The sequence below is a fragment of the Methanoregula boonei 6A8 genome (assembly GCF_000017625.1).
Taxonomy (GTDB): Archaea; Halobacteriota; Methanomicrobia; order Methanomicrobiales; family Methanospirillaceae; genus Methanoregula; species Methanoregula boonei.
Genome location: NC_009712.1, coordinates 282,787 through 307,364 on the forward strand (window position 1 = coordinate 282,787; position 24,578 = coordinate 307,364).

23 protein-coding genes are annotated in these 24,578 nt (G+C 52.6%); 16 read left to right on the forward strand and 7 right to left on the reverse strand.

The window, feature by feature from the left end:
- Window positions 1–1,959 carry a PAS domain S-box protein gene (locus MBOO_RS12890; RefSeq protein ID WP_198324440.1) on the forward strand — a complete coding sequence of 653 codons (1,959 nt, stop codon included), beginning with the start codon at window positions 1–3 and terminating at the stop codon, window positions 1,957–1,959.
- A 243-nt stretch (window positions 1,960–2,202) separates the two neighbouring features.
- A complete protein-coding gene (locus tag MBOO_RS01500; protein WP_011991306.1) occupies window positions 2,203–3,057 on the forward strand; it encodes a class I SAM-dependent methyltransferase in 855 nt (284 codons plus the stop codon).
- Window positions 3,058–3,115: 58 nt separating this feature from the next.
- Here the strand turns inward: MBOO_RS01500 and MBOO_RS01505 are convergent, their stop codons facing one another.
- Window positions 3,116–3,445: a P-II family nitrogen regulator gene (locus MBOO_RS01505; RefSeq protein ID WP_011991307.1), complete on the reverse strand. Its 330-nt coding sequence runs from the start codon at window positions 3,443–3,445 to the stop codon at window positions 3,116–3,118.
- 258 nt (window positions 3,446–3,703) lie between these two features.
- Between MBOO_RS01505 and MBOO_RS01510 the strand changes: the two genes are divergently transcribed.
- The 3 genes from MBOO_RS01510 to MBOO_RS13725 all read left to right on the forward strand — a co-directional run bounded on the left by MBOO_RS01510 (window position 3,704) and on the right by MBOO_RS13725 (window position 5,486).
- Window positions 3,704–4,855: an aminotransferase class V-fold PLP-dependent enzyme gene (locus MBOO_RS01510; protein WP_011991308.1), complete on the forward strand. Its 1,152-nt coding sequence runs from the start codon at window positions 3,704–3,706 to the stop codon at window positions 4,853–4,855.
- Window positions 4,839–5,144: a hypothetical protein gene (locus tag MBOO_RS01515; RefSeq protein WP_011991309.1), complete on the forward strand. Its 306-nt coding sequence runs from the start codon at window positions 4,839–4,841 to the stop codon at window positions 5,142–5,144. The genes MBOO_RS01510 and MBOO_RS01515 overlap by 17 nt, the downstream gene beginning before the upstream one ends.
- Before the next feature lie 192 nt (window positions 5,145–5,336).
- Window positions 5,337–5,486, forward strand: a complete 150-nt coding sequence (locus MBOO_RS13725; RefSeq protein ID WP_011991310.1) for a hypothetical protein — start codon at window positions 5,337–5,339, stop codon at window positions 5,484–5,486.
- A 455-nt stretch (window positions 5,487–5,941) separates the two neighbouring features.
- Here the strand turns inward: MBOO_RS13725 and MBOO_RS01520 are convergent, their stop codons facing one another.
- Window positions 5,942–6,355 (reverse strand): hypothetical protein, encoded by a 414-nt coding sequence (locus tag MBOO_RS01520; protein WP_011991311.1) that lies wholly within the window; start codon window positions 6,353–6,355, stop codon window positions 5,942–5,944.
- Window positions 6,356–6,743: 388 nt separating this feature from the next.
- Here MBOO_RS01520 and MBOO_RS01525 point away from each other — a divergent pair, with 388 nt between their 5' ends.
- Both MBOO_RS01525 and MBOO_RS01530 read left to right on the forward strand, forming a co-directional pair.
- Complete coding sequence (locus MBOO_RS01525) at window positions 6,744–7,553, forward strand: sulfite exporter TauE/SafE family protein (protein ID WP_011991312.1); 810 nt, start codon at window positions 6,744–6,746, stop codon at window positions 7,551–7,553.
- Window positions 7,554–7,608: 55 nt separating this feature from the next.
- Entirely contained in the window at window positions 7,609–8,073 is a 465-nt protein-coding gene (locus MBOO_RS01530) for a hypothetical protein (RefSeq protein ID WP_011991313.1), read from the forward strand.
- Window positions 8,074–8,143: 70 nt separating this feature from the next.
- Here the strand turns inward: MBOO_RS01530 and MBOO_RS01535 are convergent, their stop codons facing one another.
- A complete protein-coding gene (locus MBOO_RS01535; protein ID WP_011991314.1) occupies window positions 8,144–8,608 on the reverse strand; it encodes a ribonuclease III domain-containing protein in 465 nt (154 codons plus the stop codon).
- A gap of 359 nt (window positions 8,609–8,967) precedes the next feature.
- Here MBOO_RS01535 and sixA point away from each other — a divergent pair, with 359 nt between their 5' ends.
- From sixA to MBOO_RS01565, 6 genes are all read left to right on the forward strand, one after another.
- A complete protein-coding gene (sixA, locus tag MBOO_RS01545) occupies window positions 8,968–9,462 on the forward strand; it encodes a phosphohistidine phosphatase SixA (RefSeq protein ID WP_011991315.1) in 495 nt (164 codons plus the stop codon).
- 58 nt (window positions 9,463–9,520) lie between these two features.
- Window positions 9,521–10,549 carry an isochorismatase family protein gene (locus tag MBOO_RS14110; RefSeq protein ID WP_011991316.1) on the forward strand — a complete coding sequence of 343 codons (1,029 nt, stop codon included), beginning with the start codon at window positions 9,521–9,523 and terminating at the stop codon, window positions 10,547–10,549.
- A 104-nt stretch (window positions 10,550–10,653) separates the two neighbouring features.
- Window positions 10,654–10,812 (forward strand): rubredoxin, encoded by a 159-nt coding sequence (locus tag MBOO_RS13325; RefSeq protein ID WP_011991317.1) that lies wholly within the window; start codon window positions 10,654–10,656, stop codon window positions 10,810–10,812.
- A gap of 130 nt (window positions 10,813–10,942) precedes the next feature.
- On the forward strand, window positions 10,943–11,851 hold the full coding sequence (locus MBOO_RS12895; RefSeq protein WP_011991318.1) for a hypothetical protein: 909 nt from the start codon (window positions 10,943–10,945) through the stop codon (window positions 11,849–11,851).
- 990 nt (window positions 11,852–12,841) lie between these two features.
- Window positions 12,842–14,815 carry a response regulator gene (locus MBOO_RS12900; protein ID WP_011991319.1) on the forward strand — a complete coding sequence of 658 codons (1,974 nt, stop codon included), beginning with the start codon at window positions 12,842–12,844 and terminating at the stop codon, window positions 14,813–14,815.
- Window positions 14,816–15,157: 342 nt separating this feature from the next.
- Window positions 15,158–16,531, forward strand: a complete 1,374-nt coding sequence (locus tag MBOO_RS01565; protein ID WP_011991320.1) for a COG1361 family protein — start codon at window positions 15,158–15,160, stop codon at window positions 16,529–16,531.
- A 155-nt stretch (window positions 16,532–16,686) separates the two neighbouring features.
- On the opposite strand, the gene MBOO_RS12905 is transcribed toward MBOO_RS01565, so the two are convergent.
- Together MBOO_RS12905 and MBOO_RS01575 are read right to left on the reverse strand one after the other, a co-directional pair.
- Complete coding sequence (locus MBOO_RS12905; protein WP_011991321.1) at window positions 16,687–17,919, reverse strand: ice-binding family protein; 1,233 nt, start codon at window positions 17,917–17,919, stop codon at window positions 16,687–16,689.
- A gap of 299 nt (window positions 17,920–18,218) precedes the next feature.
- Window positions 18,219–18,734, reverse strand: a complete 516-nt coding sequence (locus MBOO_RS01575; RefSeq protein WP_011991322.1) for a hypothetical protein — start codon at window positions 18,732–18,734, stop codon at window positions 18,219–18,221.
- 206 nt (window positions 18,735–18,940) lie between these two features.
- On the opposite strand from MBOO_RS01575, the gene MBOO_RS01580 reads away from it, so the two are divergent.
- The 3 genes from MBOO_RS01580 to thsA all read left to right on the forward strand — a co-directional run bounded on the left by MBOO_RS01580 (window position 18,941) and on the right by thsA (window position 22,722).
- Window positions 18,941–20,107 (forward strand): PKD domain-containing protein, encoded by a 1,167-nt coding sequence (locus MBOO_RS01580; protein ID WP_048068195.1) that lies wholly within the window; start codon window positions 18,941–18,943, stop codon window positions 20,105–20,107.
- 311 nt (window positions 20,108–20,418) lie between these two features.
- On the forward strand, window positions 20,419–20,736 hold the full coding sequence (locus MBOO_RS01585) for a PDDEXK family nuclease (protein WP_011991324.1): 318 nt from the start codon (window positions 20,419–20,421) through the stop codon (window positions 20,734–20,736).
- Between the two features lie 342 nt (window positions 20,737–21,078).
- Window positions 21,079–22,722: a thermosome subunit alpha gene (gene thsA / locus MBOO_RS01590; protein WP_011991325.1), complete on the forward strand. Its 1,644-nt coding sequence runs from the start codon at window positions 21,079–21,081 to the stop codon at window positions 22,720–22,722.
- A 471-nt stretch (window positions 22,723–23,193) separates the two neighbouring features.
- Here thsA and MBOO_RS01595 read toward each other — a convergent pair whose 3' ends face one another.
- Window positions 23,194–23,775, reverse strand: coding sequence for a carbonic anhydrase (locus tag MBOO_RS01595; RefSeq protein ID WP_011991326.1), 582 nt, complete (start codon window positions 23,773–23,775; stop codon window positions 23,194–23,196).
- A gap of 111 nt (window positions 23,776–23,886) precedes the next feature.
- The gene (locus tag MBOO_RS01600) at window positions 23,887–24,282 is read right to left on the reverse strand and encodes a hypothetical protein (protein ID WP_157677556.1); all 396 of its coding nucleotides are present in this window, start codon (window positions 24,280–24,282) and stop codon (window positions 23,887–23,889) included.
- Window positions 24,283–24,578: the final 296 nt, after the last annotated feature.

The window sequence follows — 24,578 nt, forward strand, 5'->3', positions numbered from 1 at the left end:
ATGAAGCCGACTGACGAACTCAGGGAACTCATTGGCCCGGTATTGGCGCATGTTGAAACTCGCGATGCAGAGCGTATAGAAAAGATCCTCCGCCGCATAGAAAAGCACGCCGAGCTCCAGGAGAGAAAGCTTCAGCGGGCTATCCTTGACCGTCAGGCTGTCCATTCCTTAATGAACCGGACCGCAGGTGATCTTGCAAAGCGGTACCAGACCCTCTTTGAACAGGATAGCAATCCGAAAGTGATTATAGAAAAAGACGGGACAATATCGCTTGCAAACAATAGTTTCTGCCTCCTCATCCATGAAATGCGAGGAGATGTTGAGAGTAAAAAGAACATCTGCGATTACCTCGACGGAATGATCTGCGATCCCCTGAGTGATGACGCCGCTCCCCGGGACGATCTCTCGCCCCCGGACCTCTCCTCCGGCCAGATCCACACTGCCGGTGGTGAATTTATCGATGTTCTCATAAACAAGGGCAGTTTCCCCGGGAGCACCCAGAGTATTGTTACCCTTATAAACGTCAGCGAACGAATGCGGCTGGAGCGGGAGCTCCTGGAAACTTCCGGGTTCCTCTCTGGGATCCTTCAGGCATCCCCGGTTGGGTTCCACATGACGGACACTAAGGGAAATTACGTGTACGTGAACGAGACCTGGTCAGCCATTACCGGGTTTGCCCCGGACCAGGTGCAGGGAAAGTATTATTCCCTTATCCTTCACCCTGATGACTGCGACCGCATCGCCGATGAGATCGAGGAAATTGCCAAAAGAAGAGTATCCCGCGAGATCGAGACCAGGATTATCAGGCCCGATGGCACCGTCCGCTGGATTTTCAATCATTCCGTACCTGTTATCGATGATGGGGGGCAGCTGACCGGCTGGGTGGGAGCGGTCAGTGATATCACGGAGCGAAAAAAGATTGAAACAGCCTTAAAAGAGAGCGAGGAAAAATACCGGGCCCTCACGGAAAACACAGGGGACGTCCTCTATTCCGTGGATATGGACGGGAATATTACCTATGTTTCCCCGCAGGTCAGCAGGTACGGGTACACGCAGGAAGAGGTGATCAGCATGCCGCTTTCCGCATTCATCCATCCGCTGGACATTTCCCGTGTGAGAAAGTCTCTTGCCTCTCAAGCACAGGACCGGGTCCACACCATTTCCACGTTCCGGATCTTTTCCCGTAACGGAAATATCCACTGGCTGGAAGGCAAAAGTACCCTGCAGACCGATGCATCAGGAAAACCCCTGAGTTTTTTGGGGATTCTCCGGGATGTGACGGATCGGAAACACGCAGAAGATGCGATCGCGCTTGCAAACCGCAAGCTCAACCTGATGAACAATGTCACCCGGCACGATATCCTCAACACGATCACCGGTGTGTACGGTTTTATCGATATGGCAAACGCCACCTCATGTGAGGAGGAGCGGGTACAGCTGCTCCACGATGTCAAGGATCTCGTAGGCATTATCCAGCGCCAAATCAACTTCACCAAGCAGTACCAGGAAGTCGGGATCCAAGAGCCCCAGTGGCAGCGGGTGGCAGCGGTTATCGAGCGTGTGATCCCGAATTTTTCCCGGTCCGGGCTTGAGTTTGCCGTCGAACTGGACCGGCTTGAGATCTATGCAGACCCCCTGCTTGAAAAAGTGTTTTACAATCTGATCGACAATGCCATTCGGTACGGGGACACGCTCACCACCATTTCCGCCCGTTTCGATCTTTCCCCCGCCGGCCTTTCCCTTATTATCGAAGACAATGGCGTGGGCATTTCCTCTGAGGAGAAGGAGCAGATCTTTGAGCGGGGGATCGGGAAAAATACCGGCCTTGGCCTTTTTATGACCCGTGAGATTCTCGGTATTACAGGCATCACAATTACCGAGAACGGTGAACCCGGCAAAGGAGCAATGTTTGTGCTTTCTGTGCCCCGGGGAGCATACCGCCTTGCGGATAAAGATTGAGGGTACTGGATCCGGTACGCAAGAAACAGCCGGCCTGGTGCGTTGCATCCTTGTGGCCTGCCTCCTGCACCGGTTGCCGCCGGCGCACCGGATGCATGTAGGCATCTTCTTTGTCTAAAGATCGATCCCGCCGCCTGCATGCTTAAGTCTCGGGGGTGCAATGGTTTTAGTTAAAATACCGGAAAAATAAACTTTTTACAAAACCGGCCGGGACTACAATGTACTTTGAGGAGAGAAAATAACGTGCCGCAAAAAACCAACCTGAACTACTGGATTGATTACTGGAACCGGACCAATCCCGCATCCGATCTCATGGACGAAGAGAGCCTTGTCTCCTTCTGGGACAAGCGCTCCGAGGATTTCGCAGACAAGATCGCAACAGCCGGGGGCCGGAAGCGTTCACGGGAGAACATTGCGCTGCTTGAGGCCTCCGGGTTTTGCGCAGAGGGCGCACGGGTTCTCGATATCGGTTGCGGGGCCGGGTCTCTTTCCCTGCCCCTTGCCCGTGCGGGAGCAGAGGTCACCTCGTTTGACATATCCCCGGGCATGCTTGCCCAGGTACAACGCGTTGCGGACCGCGAGGGACTTTCGGTCACCACCATTGCTGGTTCGTGGTGGACCGCGAATATCGACCGTCTGGGATTCCGTGAAAAGTTCGATCTCGTGATAAGTTCCATGACCCCGGCAATAAAGGATGCAGAGACGCTTGAGCGGATGATCACCTGTTCGCGGGCTTCCTGCTTCTACATCGGCTCGTTTCCCGGCGGCAGGGATGCGATTCTATCAGATCTGCTTTCACGGATCGGGAAAATTCCCTCACCCCGCCGTCCTCCCATGGGCTTCCTCTTCCCGTTCATGTACCTGTACCTCAAAGGCTATCGCCCGGAGGTTACTTTTTCCCGCCGCAGGTGGAACGAAACGCTTGACACAAAAAAGGCTGCCGCCCATGCGATCGATATCATCAGCCACGATCAGACCGTTACCCCGGCAATGAATCGGGCGATCCAGCGGTACTACAAAGAGACGGCAGTTGACGGGAAATGCATCTTTAAAAACGAGATGTTCCTGGGCATGATGGTCTGGAAGGTCCGGCCATAACCCTGGGTCGGCGGCGATAATTTTTGATTTCTGATCTTTTTTTGATCTTTTTGCGTGGTTATCCTTCCATCTCCCCGGTCCGGATCCGGATCGCCTGCTCAACCGGCAGGACAAAAATCCTCCCGTCCCCATTCGCCCCGGTCCAGGCGCTCTCCCTGATGGTCGAAACGAGATCTTCAACGTCCCGGTCATGGGACACGATCTCGATCCTGACCTTGACAAGGATATCGATAGTAAGCCTCCCGCCCCGGTACACAAGGGCGATCCCTTTCTGTGCTCCCCGTCCTTTTGCCTCCGCGGTGGTCATGCCGATGTAGCCTTTGTCTTCGAGCGCTTTTTTTACGGCGCCAAACCGTTCCGGCCGGATCAGGGCAATGACCAGTTTCATATCAGTCACCGGTTAACAACTGCCTCCTCTGCTCACGATATGCGGAGAGATCCGGGGGATGGGATGTGTACCGGAGGGACTCGTGGCAGGGAATACTCATGCGTATCCGGTATTCTCAGTTTATGTTATTAAAATATTATGGAAGTATTCTTCCATCATGTTTATACTAAATACTTTACAATCCAACATTTTTCCGGTCATGCGGACGCACAAAGGGTATCTCATCCCCGCATCAATACCTCAAGGATGAAGCCGGCCATGGAACCACCCCTCATATATCTCAACAATGCGGCCACGAGCTGGCCAAAGCCGCCTGGTGTGATCGCCGCGGTCAATGACGCACTTGCCCTGCCGTTTGGTGAGGCCGGCCGGTCTGCAGCGGGTCTCTCATCAGATTGCGTGGCCGATGCACGCGAAGCGGTGGCCCGGTATTTCCATGCACCCGAAACAGATCACGTGATCTTCTCCGCAAACGCTACCGACGCTCTCAATACGCTCATTTCGGGTTTTGCAATAAATGAGGCCGGTCCGTTCCACGCGATCATTTCCGATCTCGAGCACAATTCCGTGATCCGCCCCTTGCGCACGCTGGAAGCCGGGGGCCGGTGCAGTGTTACGGTAGTCCCTTCCACGGGAGCCCGGGTTGACCCGGATGCTGTGGCTGCAGCGCTCCGGCCCGACACCCGCCTCGCCGTCCTTTCCCACGGGTCCAATGTCCTTGGCTCGGTACAGGATATCTCCGCTATCGGGAAACTTCTGCAGGACGAGAGTGTCTTCTTTATTGCTGACGGGGCCCAGACCGCGGGCCTTGCACAAATCGATCTCGGGCGGCTGCCGCTCGACGCCTTTGTTTTCACGGGCCACAAGTACCTTTTCGGTTTTCCGGGCACTGGCGGGTTCTACATCCGTGACCCGGAAAAATCTGCTTCAACCCGACAGGGTGGGACCGGAACGGATTCGCGGTATCCTCTCCAGCCGCAGGGGATGCCGGAGAAGTTTGAGGCCGGCACGCACAACTACCCGGGCCTTGTCTCACTTGCCGCCGGGATCGCATTTCTGGAGGAGACCGGGGCTGATGCGATCGCCCGGAGCATCACAAGGCAGGCCGGAATTTTCCTGCGGGAATTTTCCGGGACTGATACAATCCAGGTGTACAACACAAATCCTGATCTCCCGGTGATCTCTTTTAATCTGCGGGATCTCGAAAATGAGGATACCGGTTTTGTCCTCCGGCGCATGTACGGGATCGTCACCCGGACCGGCCTGCACTGTGCACCGCTCATCCACGACAGGATCGATGGGGGCCATGGCTGCGTCCGGATCAGCCCATCCATTTTGACTCCTGATGAAACGTGTAGGAGCGCTGCAGCAGCCATTCGCGAGGTGGCAGACAGTGTCCATAGTGCGTGAAAAGAATTTTAAGAACTGTGCCGATGGCCGGGTCAAAAAAGAATACCTGCTCTCGGACCCGTTTACCAAAGAGACCGCATGCAGCTTCTCCTCATTTGGATCGGCAAACGTAATGGAATTTCTCAAAAAACCCTTCTTTACCCTGGTACGCCCACCGAGCATGAACATGCGGGCGGTGCTCGGCGAGAATACCCTTGAAGTCTGGTACGAGCCGGCCGATCTGCCCTTTTCCGAGCCCGTAATCTACAGGCTTCTGGAAGGCGATCCCGTTGTACAGGATCCCTCTTGAAGGAGTACCGGCATTTTTCCTGCCCGGTTTCTGGATTATCTGGCCGGTATTTAACTCCCATCTGCACACGGGATTAATGCTAAAGCCGCCACCGGGTATATGCGAGAAACATACATGGCGTTAGTCTGGAGCAGGAGACTCTCAAACGAGATCCGCGAACTGGGATAGGACCTCGAAAAAGAACAGCTTGTTGTGGCGTTCCCTGACGGTGTGCGGAAGTATTATGCACCGGTCAGCTGGGATACGTATGCATCAATTGCCCACGCACTGAACCCGGCCCGGCTGGTCCGGCAGTCGATTGAATGCAAGGTCCTTCTCATCACGGTAACCGGGTACCAGTGAGTCCTGGAGGCAATCGCCCTCAGTTTTGTTTGCCCTCGCCTCGTGGCCTTTCCTGGTTCTCGTCATCAAACATTTTCAATTAATATTACTAAATTGTCAAATAAAAAAAGTTGATATAGATGAGGGTTCAATAGGATAGTGTCCCTTTGGAACGCACGCACCAACCGGACACATGCACACAACACAAAGAGCACACACGAGATACCGAATTCCTGAAGAGATAAACCTCGGACAGACCCGATTGGCAGGTTAGATACAACCCGGCACCGGTGCATCAGCACCATCGTCCATCCTTCACAGGGAAAGCCTGACCTCATACCCGGGGCAGGCAGCCGGTGCCGGGACACCTTCAGATTTTGCAAAGATTATTTGTTTCTTTTATCTGTCACTTCCATGGCATAAAAAAGGTGCAGGGGGCCGGTGCGATAAAACCTGCTTTCCCCGACAACGTTAGTTTAGGAGTCTTTTGCTATACGGCCTGCAACAGCATCCCGGGCAAGTACTACGGACTTGTTGATATGGTCGGTAGCCGAACAGACCTTCTCTGCGATGGGTTTTACCTTTTTCTTTAAGACACTGTATTCGTCGATCCACGCGATCGTGTCTGTTGCACCGGTACGCAGTTCTGCCAGTCCGCTTTCGAGCTCCAAAAGTGCGGGTTTTGCCGTCCCGGAAATCCCGGTTGCGTTCTGGATTTCGGGAAGGACTTTGTCGATATACGTGCAGAGCGTTGTTGCGACCTCGTGCGCCCGGGTATAATCGCCCTTATCCATGGCATCCCCAAAAGAATGGATGAGCGGGCCGGCACCTTTTATTACCCCGGCAATAATCGTGAGGGCATTGTGATCTTCCTGTCGATTTGTGGTCATTATAGTACTATCTCCTTGTGTCGGGATACCCTTTTTCCCCGCGTTTCTGCTATTCCTTTGAGCGCAGGAGACGAGGAGATTTTTCCGGCAGGTACTGTAGCAGCGGAATCGTTACCGTATCAGGAAAGGGATCTGATCAAGCTGTTTTTTTCCGGTCCTGCATCCATTAGGATTGTTTCTCTTCCGGACGAATATATACTTTAAGTAAAAACTCTATAATTGCGTACAGGAAATAGCGGGGTACTCGCTTACCCGGCACCTGCAATCGCTCCCCGGCACGGATGTACCCGCATCTCAAGTTGTCTGACTGGCGCGGCATTTCCTCTAAAAAAAGAGCAGTGATCACCGGGGACTCTTCCCCTCCCCAAAAAACCGGCAGGGCCAACAGATGATAGTTTCGCTTGCAGCGTTTTTGATCTCGTGCGGCATCGGTGTTATAGCTGCGGTCATCGGGCTTGGGGGCGGGTTTTTGTATGTCCCCACCCTCACCCTCATCTTCGGATTCGATCCACGCATTGCCGTGGGAACCAGTCTTGCCGTGATGGTTTTTTCCTCGTTTGCGGCAACCGTGGTGTACCGCCGTCAGGGGCGGGTCCTGTACAAGGCCGCTGCCGTGATCGCGATCCCAAGCATTGCATTCTCGATGCTGGCCTCGGTGATCTCCAGTTACATCGACACCCGGCTTATCATCGCGCTCTTTGCGCTGGCGCTCCTTGCCATGTCGTTTGAGATGCTCATCCCTGCCCTGCACCTGATCCGGAAGATCGGGATCGGTCCCTTGATGGCCCTTTCCTGCCGGGATCTTGACGGGACAGAGAAGATTATCCAAATCCCGTACGCCCATCTTGTGGTATGGGGGGCATTTGGGGGATTTGTAAGCGGTGTGACCGGGACAAGCGGAGGGGCGTACTTTGTCCCGGCGCTTGTTGCTCTGGGAGTACCGGTGCACTGGGCGGTGGCCACCTCACTCCTTGCCGTCATTCCTACCGTGGTGACCGGGGCATCCGTGCATGCATTTCTCGGGCATGTCTCGGTCCCGTTCCTAGTCCTGTACGGAGCCGGGGCCGGGATGGGAGCATGCCTTGGTGCGTATATTGCCCCCCGGATCCACCCGGACCACATAAGGAAGTTCTTTGGAGTAATGCTGATCTTTATCGCGGTCCTGATGATCCAGCAGAAGGTGCTGACAGGGATCTAAACACCCCCGTACCGGATCCTTTGTCTTTATCCTGCAGCCCGGCACATCACAGGATATGCGACTGATCGTTTCCTTCTTTGTTCTTGGCGCACTTGCCGCAGCGATCCTTGCCGGCGGCTGTATCTCTTCGGTTACGACCACAACCCCGACTGCCACCCCAACCCCGTACGAGGTCCTCACCCCTCCGGGCAACACGCTTCTGGGGAACTGGACCGGGACAATGGTGAGCTATGACGAAGGTACGGGCTATGCAGATAATGGGAACCGGACCATGAGCATGGCAGTAACCGGTGAAAAGGACCGGCTCTTCTCCGGTACCATGGTGATCCAGGCCAACGGGACGTTGTACACGGTCCCGATCGCCGGCATCATGGCAAAGGACCGGCAGAGTTTTGTGCTTGTTGAGAAGAATTTCGGCTATGTGACCGGGACATTTGTCAACGGAAACGAGATCGAGCTTGACTGGCATAACGATGGCCCAGAGATCGGCGTGGCAATCGATACGCTCCAGCGGGTGTGACCCGGGCGGCCTGCATCACAGGTTTTTCCCGGCGGCCGCAATTTTTTTTTACTTTGGAACGTGGGGTGTATTAAAAAAACTTCAGGCCTTCGAGCAACACCTGTACTGCTGCAAGCCCGTCTTTTCCCTGCCTACGGGTATCGAGGAAGACGGCACCAATGAGTGCCTCAAATGCGGCGTCGAACGCCTGGCTCCCCTGCTCCCAGACCTTATTTTTCTCCTCGCCTTTTCCCCAGCGGATGAATTTGTGGAGCTGGAATTTTTCTGCGAATGCCCGGGTCTTGTCGCGGTTGACTCCCCGGATCTTTTCTGAGGTGAGTGTACCCTTGTCCCGGATGCCGCTTTCGTACAGCCGGGTTGCAACCACGGCCCCGAGCACCGCGTCGCCCACAGTGGCAAGCGGGTCCATGCAGTCATTTCCGGCTGTGGGATTTTCGTTAATGTACGCCTGCCGGGTCAGGGCTGCATCAAGGATGGTGCGGTCTTTGATGGTGAAGCCGAGCCGGGTTTCGAGTTCGGAGAGGGGGGAGGGCATATACGATTACCTATGGTGATTACCGGTACGGGCATTAATCGTTGTCGTGTGCCGGGATCTTGCGCAAACAAGTGTGAGTCCTGTGCGAGATGGAAGTTTTTATTGCCCATATGATGGAAGTACATTTCTTGGGGAACCCCTCTCATCCGCAGATTAACACCATTTTGAGCGGGACTCCCCAAAAGAATGGGGAAGCACCATACGGATTTCCCCTCATGGGGATCCATCAGACAACCTTCCACCACCCCACTCTTTGCAGCAACTCTTTTTTCCCGGATATTTCAGGATCGCATCCTTTTCGCAAAAGTGATATGCCGGCAGCGGCAAGGTTCGCATAACCAGAAGGAGGTGGCAGGAACATGGACCTTTATCTTCTCCGGCACGGTAAAGCCGGGCAGTCCCCGGGCGGATTTGACGATAACACCCGGCCTTTGACCGCGGAAGGAAAAAAGGAGATCCGGAACGCAGGCCGGTTCCTTAAGAAAAGGAAGATCCGGTTTGACGGGATCGCAACAAGCCCCCTGCTCCGGGCCCGCGAAACTGCGGAGATCGTGGCAAAAGTGACCGGCGCAAAAGAGGACCCGGCAATCTGGGACGAGCTAGCCCCCAACGGCGACCCGGATACCTTGTGCTACCAGGCCTCGCAGTACGGCGATGATGCAGTGCTCCTTCTTGTGGGCCACGAGCCCTCGCTTGCCGGCCTGATCTCGCGGGTCATTGCCAGGGAAGGCAGCGCTTCGGTTGCGCTCGGGAAAGGAGGCCTTGCCAAGATCCGGCACTTTTCATTCGAACACTCCCCATCCGGTGAGCTCCAGTGGCTGCTTACCTCCGGGCTGCTTTCTGAAATGGAATAAGGCCCCCCTCCTGACTGCCACCTTTTTTGCTTTCCTTCACCCATCTTTTCCTGTACCTATGATCGTCCTGCGTCTTCTTGCCGATGCAGATATTCCGGTGATCAAATCCTGGCCGCATTATCCGCCGGAATTTGCCGGGCTGGACTACAGCCTGCGGGACGGAGGCTGGCTGGACACGCACCGGAATGAACCCGGTACCGTGGTCTTTGCAGCAACAGAGAACGGTAAACTTGTCGGCTTCTCGCTCCTGGTGCAGGGCCTTGAAGGGGTGTCCGAGTTCATGGTGGCGCTCCACCCTGAACGGATCGGGGGCGGTCTCGGGAGAACGATCGTACGCCTGACGCTCGCACGAGGGTTTTCCTGCCCGGGGACTGCACGGATCCGGCTGATTGTAAGAAAGAACAATTTCCGGGCAAAGGCCCTCTATACCTCCCTGCATTTTGTACGGACCGGGGAACTGGTCAAGGAGATCCAGGGAGATCCTGTAGCATTCTTTGAAATGGAGATCACCCGGGAAGATTTTACCAAAGGAGAAGGGATTATGAAACAGGTATTGCTGGTCATCGATGTGCAGAACGAATATTTCAGCGGGGCCCTGCCAGTCACGTACCCGGAGGGCAGCCTTGGGAATATCCTAAAAGCCATGGACCATGCGCACAGCGCCCGCATGCCGGTGGTCGTCATCCGTCACACAAACCCTGCCCCGGGTGCGCCGGCATTTGGGCAGGGATCGCCGGGCGCAGATCTCCACCCGGAGATCAAAAAGCGTCAGGCAGATCTCGTAATTGAGAAGCACTATCCCGGGAGTTTTACCGGGACGGAGCTTTCCGCGTGGCTTAAGGAAAACAGGATCACCACCGTGACGATTGCAGGATACATGACCCAGATGTGCTGCGATACGACCGCCCGACAGGCATTCCACGAAGGCTATGCCGTGAACTTCCTCTCCGATGCCACCGGGACGCTGTCGATTACAAACACTGCCGGGTCTGTCTCCGCTGCCGATCTCCACCGGGCAATCCTCGTCACCCAGCAGATGGTTTTTTCCCGGGTGCTTTCCACCGCAGAGTGGATCGCGGAGACTTAAAAGAAGGATTCGTTTTCTTTGGCCGGAAAAATCCGGCCGACACTAAAAAACACCTGAATTACGGCGGGGAACTTCGGGCATTTACCCTATAAAAGAGGTTTACTATGCAATCTTATGTCTGTCAGGCCTGTGGCCACAAGTACGTACCGAAGAAAGGGGACGCAGCAGGGAATATCCCGGCGGGAACCTCATTTGAGGCCCTGCCCACGGACTGGACCTGCCCGGCCTGTTTTGCCGGAAGGGACGAGTTTTGGCCCGTGTAAGGGGGGTCACCCGGGATCTTTTTTTTTAAAGTTTACTTTTTTTGTAGCCTGCGGATCGCACTTTCCAGCGTGATTTCCCCCGTATTATCATTTCGGAATATTTATTTTGGTTTAAATAAATTATTCATCTATGAAAAAAACGGGAATTCTCCTTGTTCTGGCGTTTATCCTTCTTTTTTTTGTCGTTGCTGCCGGGTGTATGAACCTTGCAATGACTGAGAAATACACCGTGAGCCAGGATGCACAGATCACCCATGCGGAATATGACCTGAACATGGATCGTTCAACGTATAACCTTCTTAAACTCGGGGCAGAACACGAAGGCTATGATTCGGTACAGGCACTTCTGGAGAGAAATCTCACAAAGACCCTTGGCCCGGGGAATGTGTCCTACACTGAAACATGGGATAACCAGAACAACAAGGTAACGCTCTCGTTTTCCAGTACGGATACCTATTCCCCTCCTTCCGATTCCAAAATAAGCATCCGGAAAGATGGCGACAATCTCGTGTACCAGGATGATACCTTTTATTCACCACAAGCCTTGCAGTCCCTTGGGGCAGGAGAATCCGCCGCGTCTCTTACAACTCCTGTACCAACGCCGGCCCCTACCTCGGCGCTGGTGTATAATGCAACGACCCATGGTTATGATCTCATTACTATAACCCCGACCCCGGTACCTACCAAATGGATTTGGAACAGCTCCCTCCAAAAGTATGAACAGGTCGAGATTACCCCGACACCGGCAGTCCCGCTGTTCAATGCCTCTGAGGAGCGGGAGATGATGGGGGCGATGCTTTCCGGGGTCTCGGTGGACTATTACCTGGAGATGCCAGGAAAGATCGTCAACACCTCGGCCACAGTCGTAAATAACAACAAGGCGGAGTGGCATTTTGGCGGCGCCGATCTTATGAATACTTCAATCTACGCCGAAAGCCAGCCGCCCTCACTTCTGCCGGGCTTTACCTCGTTCGTTGCGGTTGCCGGGTGTGCCCTGGTCGTCCTGTTCCTTGGGCGCAGGAAAAATAAATCCCGGTAGCCGGGCGGGGGTTATCCGGTTTTTTTTTCTTTTTTTTAGGATGCTTATGTTTTACCGCAGCAAGAGCGAGTTTGCCGGTGCCGGTGAAACAGCAGATGACAATCATCGTTATTCTTACACCGCGCCACCGGTGATTGCGCCAATGCGTGCTTGATCCCGAACATGATCCGAGCCTCCCGGCTTACCCGAATGTCCCCGGTGCAGGCCGCTTCATCCGCGGGCCAGTCATATGCGTTCCATCTTGGAAGACCTCATCCCATCCGGGCCCATATGGGGCTCTGATTTCCCTTCCCGGACCTAAAAAAAGCCCGTATCGGGCTCCGTTTAAAAATAAGCTCATATCGGCCTTATTTTGGCAATCGGACAAAATAAAAAGTTCTCATAAACGCGTTTTACGGCCCGATCTCATGCCCGTATGGGTTTTTGGTCGAGAATGAAAAAAGGGGCCATTCCCGGGGCCTCTGCGGCCCGCTAATGGGCATTATATGGTGCTCAATTTTGGCGTATTTTTTAAAACAGGGGCATTTATGGGCACGGATTTCCAGGCAGGACAATCGGACGGTTTTACGGACGTATTTTGGAAGAGAAGTTCAGGTTGGCATCCCCATGTTGCGTGGTATTACCCTGAAAAATTATCCAAAACAATCCTGTCCGTTACGCTAAACGAATGAGGATATTTCCGTCTTTGCCGCATCATCCTGATAACAGTTATCCAGTTTCCTTCCTGTGCCCCGGTGTATGTACCTGAAATCCGCTCACCTGTGGAGTGTCATTTGGGAATTATTTCAAGATCATAATCAGCTCTCCGTCAGGAATGGTCATTTTCTTTTTTTGGAAGGTTCTGATATCTTCCCGGGTTCATGGCGAGGTAATGAGGGAGGAAACCGGCTCGCACATTTGTGCAGAAACTGTTCGTTCCAAAAAATGAAACATGTAGTACCTAATTTTAACTGTGACATGCATTCCCCATAAAAGGTATATTTCCCGCAGATGGTTCTTATGATACCCATTCTTTATGTGGATGATGAGCCTTCCCTGCTCGAGCTTGGCAAGCTGTATCTTGAGCGGACAAACGAATTTACCGTCACCACTGCACCATCCGCGTCTGTTGCACTCGATCGGTTAAAATCCAACAGTATCAAAGCCATTGTTTCCGATTACCAGATGCCGGACATTGATGGCATTGAATTTTTAAAACGGGTGAGGGAAAAGGACAAGACCATTCCGTTCATTTTGTTTACCGGCAAGGGCAGGGAAGAGATCGCGGTCAAAGCCTTTGAAAACGGTGCTGACTCGTATATCCAGAAAGGGGGGGATTCAAAATCGCAGTTTGCCGAGCTGGTGCAAAAGCTCAAGGTTGTCGTTGACCACCGGCGGGCGGAGGTCCAGGTCACTACCCTCCACCGGCTCTATACAACGCTTTCCGCAACCAACAAGGCGATCATCCATATTCATGACAAAAAGGAATTACTGAGCGAGATTTGCCGGATTGCTGTTGATACCGGTGGCTTTTCCCTGGCCTGGGCCGGCATTGCCAATACCCAAACCCACAGCATAGAACCCGTTGCGATAGCAGGTTCGGATAAGGGCTTCCTTGGTACGATCACCATATCGACCGATGACACACCAACCGGGAGGGGCCCGACCGGAACTGCATTCCGCAAAAAATCATTCAATGTCTGTAATGATATCGAACGTGATTCAAAGAAGGCGAATCCGTGGCGCAAAGGTGCACTCGAATGGGGCTATCGCTCGCTTGCTGCGTTCCCCTTTGCAACCGGTTCCCGAAATGCAGGTGTGATTACCTTCTATGCTTCTGAACCGGGATTTTTTAACGACCAGATCATCCGGCTTCTCGAAGAACAATCCGGGGATATCTCGTTTGCTCTCCAGACCCTTGACCACGAAGAGCAGCGAAGAGCAGCCGAAAACCACTTAAAAAAATCAGAACTCCAGTACCGGCGGCTGTTTGAAACTGCGCAGGATGCGATTCTGATCCTTGACGGGGATACCGGTGAAGTTATCGATGCAAATACCTTTATTCTCGATATGCTGGGATACCCGCTTGAGTATTTCCTCGGAAAGCACCTCTGGGAACTCGGGTTTCTTAAAAACAAATCCCTTGCACAGGATGCGTTTGTGAGATTGAAAACTCAGAAGTATATCCGGTATGAGGATCTGCCCCTTGAAACACAACAGGGCACGCCTATGCACGTGGAATTCATCAGTAATGTCTATGCCGTTGGTGAAAAGAATATCATCCAGTGCAACATCAGGGATATCACCGAACGGAAACGTGCTGAAGATGCACTCGCCCTTGCCAGTAAGAAACTCAACCTCCTCTCCTCGATAACCCGGCACGATATCAATAATCAGCTCCAGGCCCTGAGTGAATACCTGGAACTCTCAAAAGAGGTACTTGCTGACCCTGCTGCGCTCTCCCGGTATATTGCAAATGAGGAGCGTATAGCCGCAACCATCGGCCACCAGATCGCGTTTACCCGGGAATATGAGGATCTCGGGGTCAGGGCGCCGGTCTGGCAGCAGTTACCGGAGATTATTCGCTTGGCGGGATCGCAGGTTCCAGATAATACCATCGCCTTTGAATTTTCCACCGATCATCTTGAAATTTATGCAGACCCGCTTCTGATAAAGGTCTTTTATAACCTGTTCGATAATGCCCGGCAGCACGGCGGAGGAGTGACCCGGATAACTATATCCCCCCATATAAGCGGCGCCGGACTCATTATCACGGTTGAAGATAACGGAAAAGGAATACCCGGGGAAGACAAACCGCACGTGTTTGAACGCGGTTTTGGGAAAAATACCGGGCTTGGCCTGTTTCTCGCCCGTGAAATCCTGTCGATTACCGGTATTTCCATCAGTGAGACAGGTGTCCCGGGCACCGGAGCGCGGTTTGAGATTGCGGTCCCAAACGAAGCATTCCGGTTCATGGATCCGTAATAAAAAAACCGGCTCTCGCAGAGTGCTGGTGCATTTCCGGAATTTTAACAGAAATGATCCCCTTGTGCCAGCGTCCCCATGGGCGTTAGGAGACAGTTTGAATTTTTTTCCTGAACCGGTCCCCCCCCGACATTACATCACCGTTCCCCAAAATTAATACATTATCTGTCGGGCATCACGCGTTATTCCCGGAGGGAGAAGTGCCTGAACTGAACGGGGATCCCCTATGCTCCACCACCTTTTTGCACAGCATCTTCGCTTTTTACCCTGAATGATAGGATATAAAAAATCTGGATATATTTATAGCACGGGACGTGTAGTATACAACGAAGTGGAACGTGTATGAAACCCCGGTTTGAAAAACGTCTGGCAGTCGGTATGATCATTGCGGCCCTTGCCTGTCTCATACTCCTGCCTGTCCCCATTGACGGCCTGAAAGTGATCGGTTCCATTTATACCGGTAACGTCTCGCCCGGCCAGACCGTTATCTTTCCGATGACCATAAGCCTGGGTGCAAATGATCCCCCCATGGATATGGTAGTGGATGTCATGGGATTCGGGCAGTCCCCGGATAAGAGTTATGTGGCCCTTGATCCGTCTTCTGATACCAGTCCCTACTCGGCCCGGAGCTACATCTCAATCGATAACCGGACATTCCATCTTGATCCCGGTGCTTCGGAAACGGTTGATGCGACGATCTCCGTGCCGGGTGATGCCGGTCCCGGCGGGAGATATGCAATTATTTCCATCCACGGTCTGCCGAACGGTACAGGATCCACACTCGTTGTTACAGCGATAAATGTCCCGGTGATGATGACGATCGACAGTCCCGGTATTACCCAGACAGGGACGATAACGGGTTTAACTACGGGAACTATTGTTGCAGGCCAACCGCTTGCTCTTATAACCTCATTTAAAAATACCGGCAATCACCACTATGCAAATACCATCAACAATGTGCAGGTCACTGACGGCAGCGGAAAACAGGTTGCCCTCTTGTCAACCGATCCTACACTGTACTCGATTATCCCCGGTAACACGGTCAATTTTGTCGTGAATCTCAATGCTGCATTGTCGCCGGGAACGTACACGATGCTGTCCAACGTATCCCTAAAGGACGGTACACTCCTCGATTCAAAGACTGCCAGCTTTGAAGTGAACAGCAGCTACACTGCTCCTGTGCAGGAAACAAGTGTCGCCCTGACCCCGAAAAACCCTGCGGTACTGGCATCTTCTGACGGGAGGATAGCGGTTAGTTTCCCGGCCGGTGCGGTCATATCGGATGTCACGGTTACGTTAAAACCGTTCTCACTGGATCAGCTTCCCGGACTGCCTGCCGGAACAACAGCCGGTGGCACGTGTTTCGAGATAGACGGGTTGTCCGGACTTCTCTCAAAAGATGCGATGATCAGTGTCAACTACTCCAGCTCAGATCTTGATGCTGCCGGGGGAGACGCATCGAAACTTGTTCTTGCACGGTACGACCAGTCCGGCAGCTCGTGGACCCTGCTCCCGACAACCGTGAACAAGGATACAACGACCCTGTCTGCAACAACAAACCAGTTCAGCACCTGGGCAGTCATCGCGTCTTCCACACCGGGTACACAAACCGGTGGACAGTCCAAAGGTATCCTTGCCCCGGATGTAACAACGGTCTTTCTCTCTCTTTGCCTGACTGTCGTAATCTTCGGGGCATGGAAGAGAAGAGAACGGTAATTTTTTTTTAATTTTTGTTAAAATATGTATGTACGGGAACACCTCCCGCATTTTTTTATTTGGGGGCTGCTGCCGGCATACTCCCCGCTGACTTCGCGATCAACCCTGCAGGAGAGCACACCGTGTTTATTGCAGGAGAAAAAAAAGAGACGCGATTACAGGGTTGTACCCGTCAACGTCACAACAATACGGTACACATGGGGGCTGGGAAGAACCGGATTGGCATAGGTTACCTCCTGCCGGAATCCGAGAGGATAGGTTTGTGACGCACCGGCCGTCCCGGTGAGGATAGATCCGCCGGACGGTAAGGTAACATACGGTCCTGCATTTGCATTAACCTGTAACGCGTGTGCAAGTTTGGTACCAGGTACGTATGCACTCCCGCTCCAGTCTGTCATAAAACCATTCGTATTCGTTGTATCTGCATCACTGGCGTCGACCGCCCAATCCGCCGTGCTGTTGACAACGACTTGTAATACGTTATTCTCCGTATAGGTGGTTCCGGGAGAAAGAGCCCATGGCAATTCTGTTCCGGTAATTGATATTTCAATAGATGAAGTCTCTGTTACCGTTGGTGTGGGTGTAGGGGTAGGTGTTGGAGTTGGCGTTGGTGTAGCTGTTGGTACTGACAGGGTATCCCCGTCAAGGGTAACCGCGGTCTGTGCCAGTGCACGTCCGTTTAATGTTGCGCCATTGTTGAGCGTAACCGCGGTGAAATCCAGGATATTCCCGTTGAAAACAGATGTTGTTCCCAGTGTCGTGGCGCCACCGACCACCCAGAAGATGTTCTTTGCCTGTGCACCGCCACTCAGGATAACGTGTTTACCGGAGCTGATACCAAGAGCACCCGGTATCTGGAAGATCCATACATCACTCGCGCTTCCATTGAGGACAAGATCGTTTGATATTGTCACGGCACCGGTGAACTTATAAAGACCCGGGGCGAGTGTCAGCCCGCCAATTTCCCCGCCGGATCCAATGTCCGTATAATCCGGGGGAGATCGTGTGGAGGCATCCGTGTACGCTGACTCCATGTTACTTACCGCTAAGGTGAGGTCAGCAGGAGTGGGAGCCGTATAGTCCGCTGCATAGACCTTTCCCGTCACCAGGGACGATGTTGAAAACTGGCCCGAGGAGTCCAGCGTCAGCCCAAATCCGGTTATGTACGTCGCAACGGCAGGGCTGATCCCCATATCCCCGCCAACTGATGTGGTTCCCGTGGTTGAGATTGCAGATTTTGCGAGGATCGTATAATTACCGGCTGCTCCAAGATTCACGGTTGAAACACCCTCTACACCGGGAATTATCGCGGCAGTCACGAGCCCGATTAACGCAAGGGTAAATACAATGGAGAAACGTTTTCCGGTATTTTTTTTTGTACCATGCATGGTATACTCCGGGAGGGGCATTGGTTATGCAGGGGATATATTCCCCTGATTATTTCATCTTTTGCTCTATGGAGGACCCGGCAAACTCCTTAATAGCGGGCTATTCCCCGGTTCAGTACATCATAATTTGAAGTAAACAGCATCTTGGGGTGTGGAATCACCCTGCATTTTTTGGACACTCCCGGGAATGCGTCACTCCACAATTCAGTATATTTCCGGACACCGGTGCTCTCATTGTATACGGGATACCATCATTTTTTTTGGTTTTTTCTCGCAGGAAATACAAAAAGAAACATGGGTTATATGGTTGTACCTGTTAACGTCACCACAATACGATACACATTGGGGTTGGGAAGAAGGGGATCGGTATAGGTTACCTGCTGCTGGAACCCGAGGGGATATGAGACTTGTGACGTACCGGCAGTCCCGGTGAGGAGAGATCCGCCAGCAGGTAAGGTAACATAGGAGCCTCCGTTTGCATTAACCTGTAACGCATGTGCGAGTTTGGTACCAGGTACGTATGCACTCCCGCTCCAGTCTGTCATAAAACCATTCGTATTCGTTGTATCTGCATCACTGGCGCCGACCCCCCAGTTCGCCGTACTGTTGACAACGACCTGTAAAGTATTATTTTCTGTAAATGTGGTCCCGGGAGAAAGTGCCCATGGCGATTCTGTTCCGGTAACGGTGATTTCTATGGCTGACATCTGATCTGCCGTCAGGATTGCTGATGTTGTAGACGATGCGGCTATCGCTCCCTGCGGAAACGCAAAGATACACACAAGGATTAAAAACAGTAAAAGGATTTTTTTCATAATTCAAACCTTCATCATCCGGACCCCCGGATGCTTTGTGATACCTCCGGGAGAATATATAATCGTTTTAATCATTGCAAAAACAACAATAAAGTATTAAATACCCACATCCTGAATTGACAACAGGGCATGATCAAAGATACGGATAATACGGGTTGATTCTGCCTGTGGATCCCGCAGCCTGCTGGGGTCATTGGTCCTATGTTATGCACCCGGATACGATACTAACCAGAAGATGCGGAAAAATAATCCGTGGCATTTTTATTGTCGTTCTCATCACTTCTCTTCTTTTCTTCTCCCCGGCGGTTGCCGGAGATCCAAAACTCACGATCGTCCTGACCGCACGAATTGTTCCTGTCTCATCAGCCTGGTTTGCCACAAACGTCACGGAGGGACCTGCACTGCTTCCGGTAGCATTTACCGACCAGTCCACAGACATGCCGGTATCCTGGAAATGGGACTTCGGGGACGGGGCTGTGGATACCGTCCGGAACCCGGTGCACATCTTCGAGACCCCGGGCATATACACGGTTCTGCTGACCGTTGGTACAATGTCCGGCAATTCGTCACGAGCAGCACAAATTATCGATGTGGGTGCGCCGCCGGATGCGCTGGGATCCAATACCCTCAGGACATCAGCGATCGGCCCGGGAACAACAACGACTCTTGACTTTTCAGCGCAGGCCGGGACGAGTATCGATATAACGACAAACAACAGCGTACAGGCCGGTACACCGGTCACCGTGACCGAATATTCCAGCCCGCCGTTTCCAGAAATGTCACTTCCGGCATTTACTGCTGCAGGCAGGTACATTGCAATCTCCGCACAGGGGCTGGAAGCAAATGTCAGCTCGGTAACCATAACGATGCAGGAACCGGCCCCCCTCCCGGCAGGTGTCACCGAGGCAAACCTTGTAATCGAATTCTTCGACCCTGCAACCGACACCTGGACCGTTCTTCCCTGTACCCTCGATACCACCAGCCACACGATATCGACCACATCCACGCATCTGAGCGCCTACGGGCTGTTTGCATCACCAGTGACTGCAGCACCCGGGAGTGGCAGCTCTTCTGGCGCAAGTGAAGGGGGCTTTCTCTCCGGAGGGAGTTCCTCCGGCGGCAGTGGCAGTGTAGGTCTCCTGCAATTTTTCCAGCTGGCGCCTGTCCGGGCTCCTCTGACACCGGCAGGAATTCATGTGAACACTCCGGCAGTAGTACCTGTATCTGCCCAGAAGGCACCGGTCCAGACTCCTGCAGCGGGAACATCGGCACAGACTTCACCCGGGCTTCCCCTCATGGGAATAGCAGTTGTCGTGGCAGTACTTGCCATAACCGGTGTTGCACTGCTGGCATTTGCCCGGAGGAACACATAAAAGAGCATACTCTCTCTCCTCCCCCGTATTAAAAAAAATCGCCCGGGAATTCCAGAATGTGTAATACCAGAAAACATGCCTGTCCTCTGTGCCATGCTTCAGGTTCGCATCATAATTAAAAATCTGGGCAATTATGGTTTGATTCTGTATCTCCCTTGGGGGACCGGGCAGTAACCGACAATCCTCACAAAGATGAAACATCAAGGGGCCTGAAACAAACCTGACATTCCCGTTGTGATCCAAATTTTGTAAACAACAGGTAGGTCTCTATACACATAAGCCATGTACTCGCCTTATCAGGGACAACAAAAATGCCAACACCACATGAAATAGGAAAGGCCGGAGAGGGATGTGCAGTCGAATTGTTTAAAGGAAAAGGATTCACCATCGATAAATGGGATACTCATACTCTGGGTACAGCAAACATCGAAGCGCATAGCAGAGAGGGTAAAATCCTTGTCCAGGTAAAATCGGCGATTTTTGACGAACCCTCATATTTATCCGCGAAAGAGCAAAGGAACGTAAAAGCACTGGCTACAAGAATTGGTGCTGTTGCATGGGAAGCAAAAGTTATCTTAAATACAAATTTAGATCTCGTCGGTGATATCCGGTTAAGACAACTGGATTAGCGCATGAGACTGAACTACGAATAGAATTATTTGTTTTCTCATTTTTTGCTCACCTGGCGCAGGATGAAACCGTGGCCTCTTTATTCTTTAGGAAAAATGATCAGAACAGGCAATTAAATTATTCAAATCGTTTTTGGATCCGGCATTTTTTATTTCATGGCAAGGTAACCGTGCCCGGACCCCTGCCCCTGGAACCGGACGGACACCGGGAAAAAGGACTTAATAAAGTGTTCCCTGAGAAGCAAAAATTGGCACACCTTTTGCAACGTCCGCACAGGCTTAACCTCTCTCCCGTTCCATGGTAGCATGTCTGGTAGACAATAAAAAAATGAGGATTATACAATGTCACAACAGCTTGGCGGACAGCCAATTATTATTCTCCGGGAGGGGACAACACGGAATCGGGGCGAGGAGGCCCAGGCAAGCAACATTGCCGCAGCAAAGGCAGTGGCAACTGCGGTCCGGTCGACCCTTGGGCCAAAAGGCATGGACAAGATGCTCATCGACGGCATGGGTGATATTGTCATCACCAACGATGGCGCAACCATCTTAAAAGAGATGGACATTGAACATCCCGCCGCAAAGATGATGATCGAGATCGCAAAGACCCAGGATGACGAGGTCGGCGACGGGACCACATCGGCCGTTGTCATCGCCGGTGAACTCTTAAAGCAGGCAGAGGGACTGCTCCAGTCGCATGTTCACCCGACCGTTATTGCGGAAGGGTACCGGCAGGCGGCCGTAAAGTCACAGGAGATCCTCGCGGGAATTGCTATTGCCGTACAACCCGCCGATACCGCGATGCTTGAAAAAGTTGCAGAGACGGCGATCAGCGGCAAGGGTGCAGAGGCCTACAAAAAACTGCTCTGTGCGATGGTGGTAAAAGCGGTCTCCTCTATTGCCGACCCTGACGGGACTGTCGACATCAAACACATCAATGTGCAAAAGAAAGTCGGCGGTGCCGTGGAAGATACCGTTCTTATCGAAGGCATGGTCCTTGACAAGGAGCGGGCAAACCCCGGCATGCCAAAAAAGGTAAAGGATGCAAAGATTCTCCTCTTAAACGCGGCAGTCGAGTTCAAAAAGACCGAGGTCAGCGCCGAGATCAACATCTCCCGTCCCGAGCAGTTGCAGGCCTTCCTTGACGAGGAAGCCCAGATGGTGCACGCCCTTGCAGAAAAGATCATTGCAAGCGGTGCGACGGTATTGTTCTGCCAGAAAGGCATTGACGACCTCGCCCAGCACTATCTCACAAAAGCCGGCATTCTTGCAGTTCGCCGGGTAAAAAAGAGCGACATGGAGAACCTTGCCCGTGCTACCGGTGCAGCGCTTGTCAACAGCATCGATGCCATTTCCCCCTCTGATCTCGGGACTGCCGGCCTTGTGGAGGAAAAGAAGTTCTCCGGTGAAGAGATGATCATGGTCGCACAATGCAAAAACCCAAAAGCAGTCTCCATTATTATCCGTGGCGGGTCCGATCATGTTATCGATGAGATCGAGCGTGCCCTCCATGATGCGCTCATGGTCGTCAGCGTTGTCGTAAAAGACAAAAAAATCGTTGCCGGGGGTGGGGCTCCCGAGACCGAGCTTGCGCTCCAGTTGCGGCATTATGCCTCGACCATCGGGGGCCGTATCCAGCTTGCCATTGAAGCATTTGCCTCAGCAATGGATGTTATTCCCCGTGCCCTTGCCGAGAACGCCGGCCTTGATCCTATCAATTTGCTTGTTGCGATCCGGGCTGAGCATGAATCCGGGCACCGGACGTTCGGCCTTGATGTGTACGCGGGAAAACCTGTTGACATGCTTAAGGCCGGTGTTGTTGAGCCGCTGAGGGTCAAGACCCAGGCGATCACGAGCGCAACAGAAGCGGCGGTCATGATCCTGCGCATCGACGATGTCATCTCCTCGTCGAAATCCTCAGCCCCGCATGGCGGGATGCCACCCGGCGGGATGGGCCAGATGCCCCCGGGAATGGGAGACTATTAACCCCCCTTTGTCTAGGGTGGATTTCGCAGATCACAAGAGTACATTATGGCTAAACAATTATTACGATCGGTAGTTGCGGGAGCACAATCCGGATACATCATCCGGTGGATCTGTCCCTCATGTTATGCAGAAAATAAAATTATCAACAGGACCGCCGGGGATTTTTTCAAGGCATCCCGGGACGCTTCATGCCGGCAGTGCAGGGAACGTTTAACCATTTCAACACCCTGCTTTCACGGGTAACCGCCCATTTCCTCCTTTTTTGTCCGGGGGGCGGGGCCAGCACCGCGAAAATCCTTTTCATGGAGTATACGTACGCGTAAATCTGAATGCAGAGAAAAACCCGGAATGATAGGATAAAAATTGTGTTTTTGTAATTTTTTTACCTCAAAAGAAGGATTCACCCGGTCAGAACCGGTTCTTCCTTGCGCAGTTGCAAAAAAAAGAGTGTCCCTTTCCGGAGACCGCCGTTCACACGATCCTGGACAGGACGCCCGTACTCAGGTCGTAGTAAATCCCGTAGATCTTAATTTTGCCTTCATCCGCAGCCTTTTTTACGAACGGGTACGCGGTCAGGTGCTCAACCTGGACACGGATATTCTCCATTTCGATCTGCTTCCACCGCTCTTTCATCTCATCCTGGGTTCTCGGAGGTGCAATCCACGAATCCACCCGGTTCTTTGCCTCGCGGGCTTCATTGAGCCAGAGAGGAATATATGCGTCCTTGAGATCCTCATCAAGAGCCCGTATGGCATCACACTCTGAGTGACCACAGATGACAACATCCTCTACTTTCAGATGAATAATTGCATATTCGAGGACGGCTGCAAAGTTCCAGTCATGATTCGGTGCAATATTGCCCATATTACGATGAATATAGAGCGTACCGGGGGGTGCATTGGTGATGTGGCCGGTCTGGATCCTTGCATCAGAACAGCCAATCCAGAGAACTTTAGGTTTTTCACCCCCGGCCAGCTCCCGGTACTGGGCGATATTATCTTTAAAAAAGGTTTCCTGAAATTTTTTGTTCCCTGTAAAGATCTCTTCTAACATCTGTCTCTCTCCTGCAACTCCAAAAGTTGGTCACTTTTTTTTTAATCCTTTGCCGGTGATAAAATGCGGAGAGGTTTTGATCCAAAGGACCGGTTCTCCTTTGCACGGCAGTTACGGGACAAACTTTATGCCCGGAAAAATTTTACCCTGGGCATCATTGTTGGCAATCGCTACGCCAAACGTGTCCCGAATGATCGCGCTGAACTCTTTTTCACGGATCAGTTTTGGAAATCCTGAGGTCTGGCGCTGGAAAACCCGGACCCACTTACTCCAGAGCAGCATGCACTGGACAGACTGGGTACTGTTCGGCCGGACATGGGCCTCCAAAAATGCATTGAAGACCGTTAATTCGTGGAACTCCCAGGGTTCGCCTTCGATTCCTGCCAGCCGGAACTTTTCGCCAAACCGGCTTAGCGTATCCAGGCTCTCCTTATCAATAAATTCCGGGAGGGGGTGGTCTCCTTTGCCGGCGGGTTTGCCCCGGATCCGGCGGGATTGTTCAGCCACGGCAGTCCGGGAGGGGATAACGGGTCCTCTGCTTTTTATCTGGGACATGAGTTTTTAATCACCAGCCGGGATTCTGGAGAAAGGACTTAATAGATTGTTACCTGAAAAGCAAAAATTGAAACATCTTTTGCACCATCAGCACAGGCTTATCCGCTTTCCCGTTCTATCGGGACAGGCTCTGGCAGAAAATAAAAAAAACTGTATACGGGAGGAAACAGGAACCATGGCGACTGAGGAGCAAACAAGCAACGGTCGGGCGGTTCTGCTACGGTGCCGGTGGACCGGGGCCCTTTTCC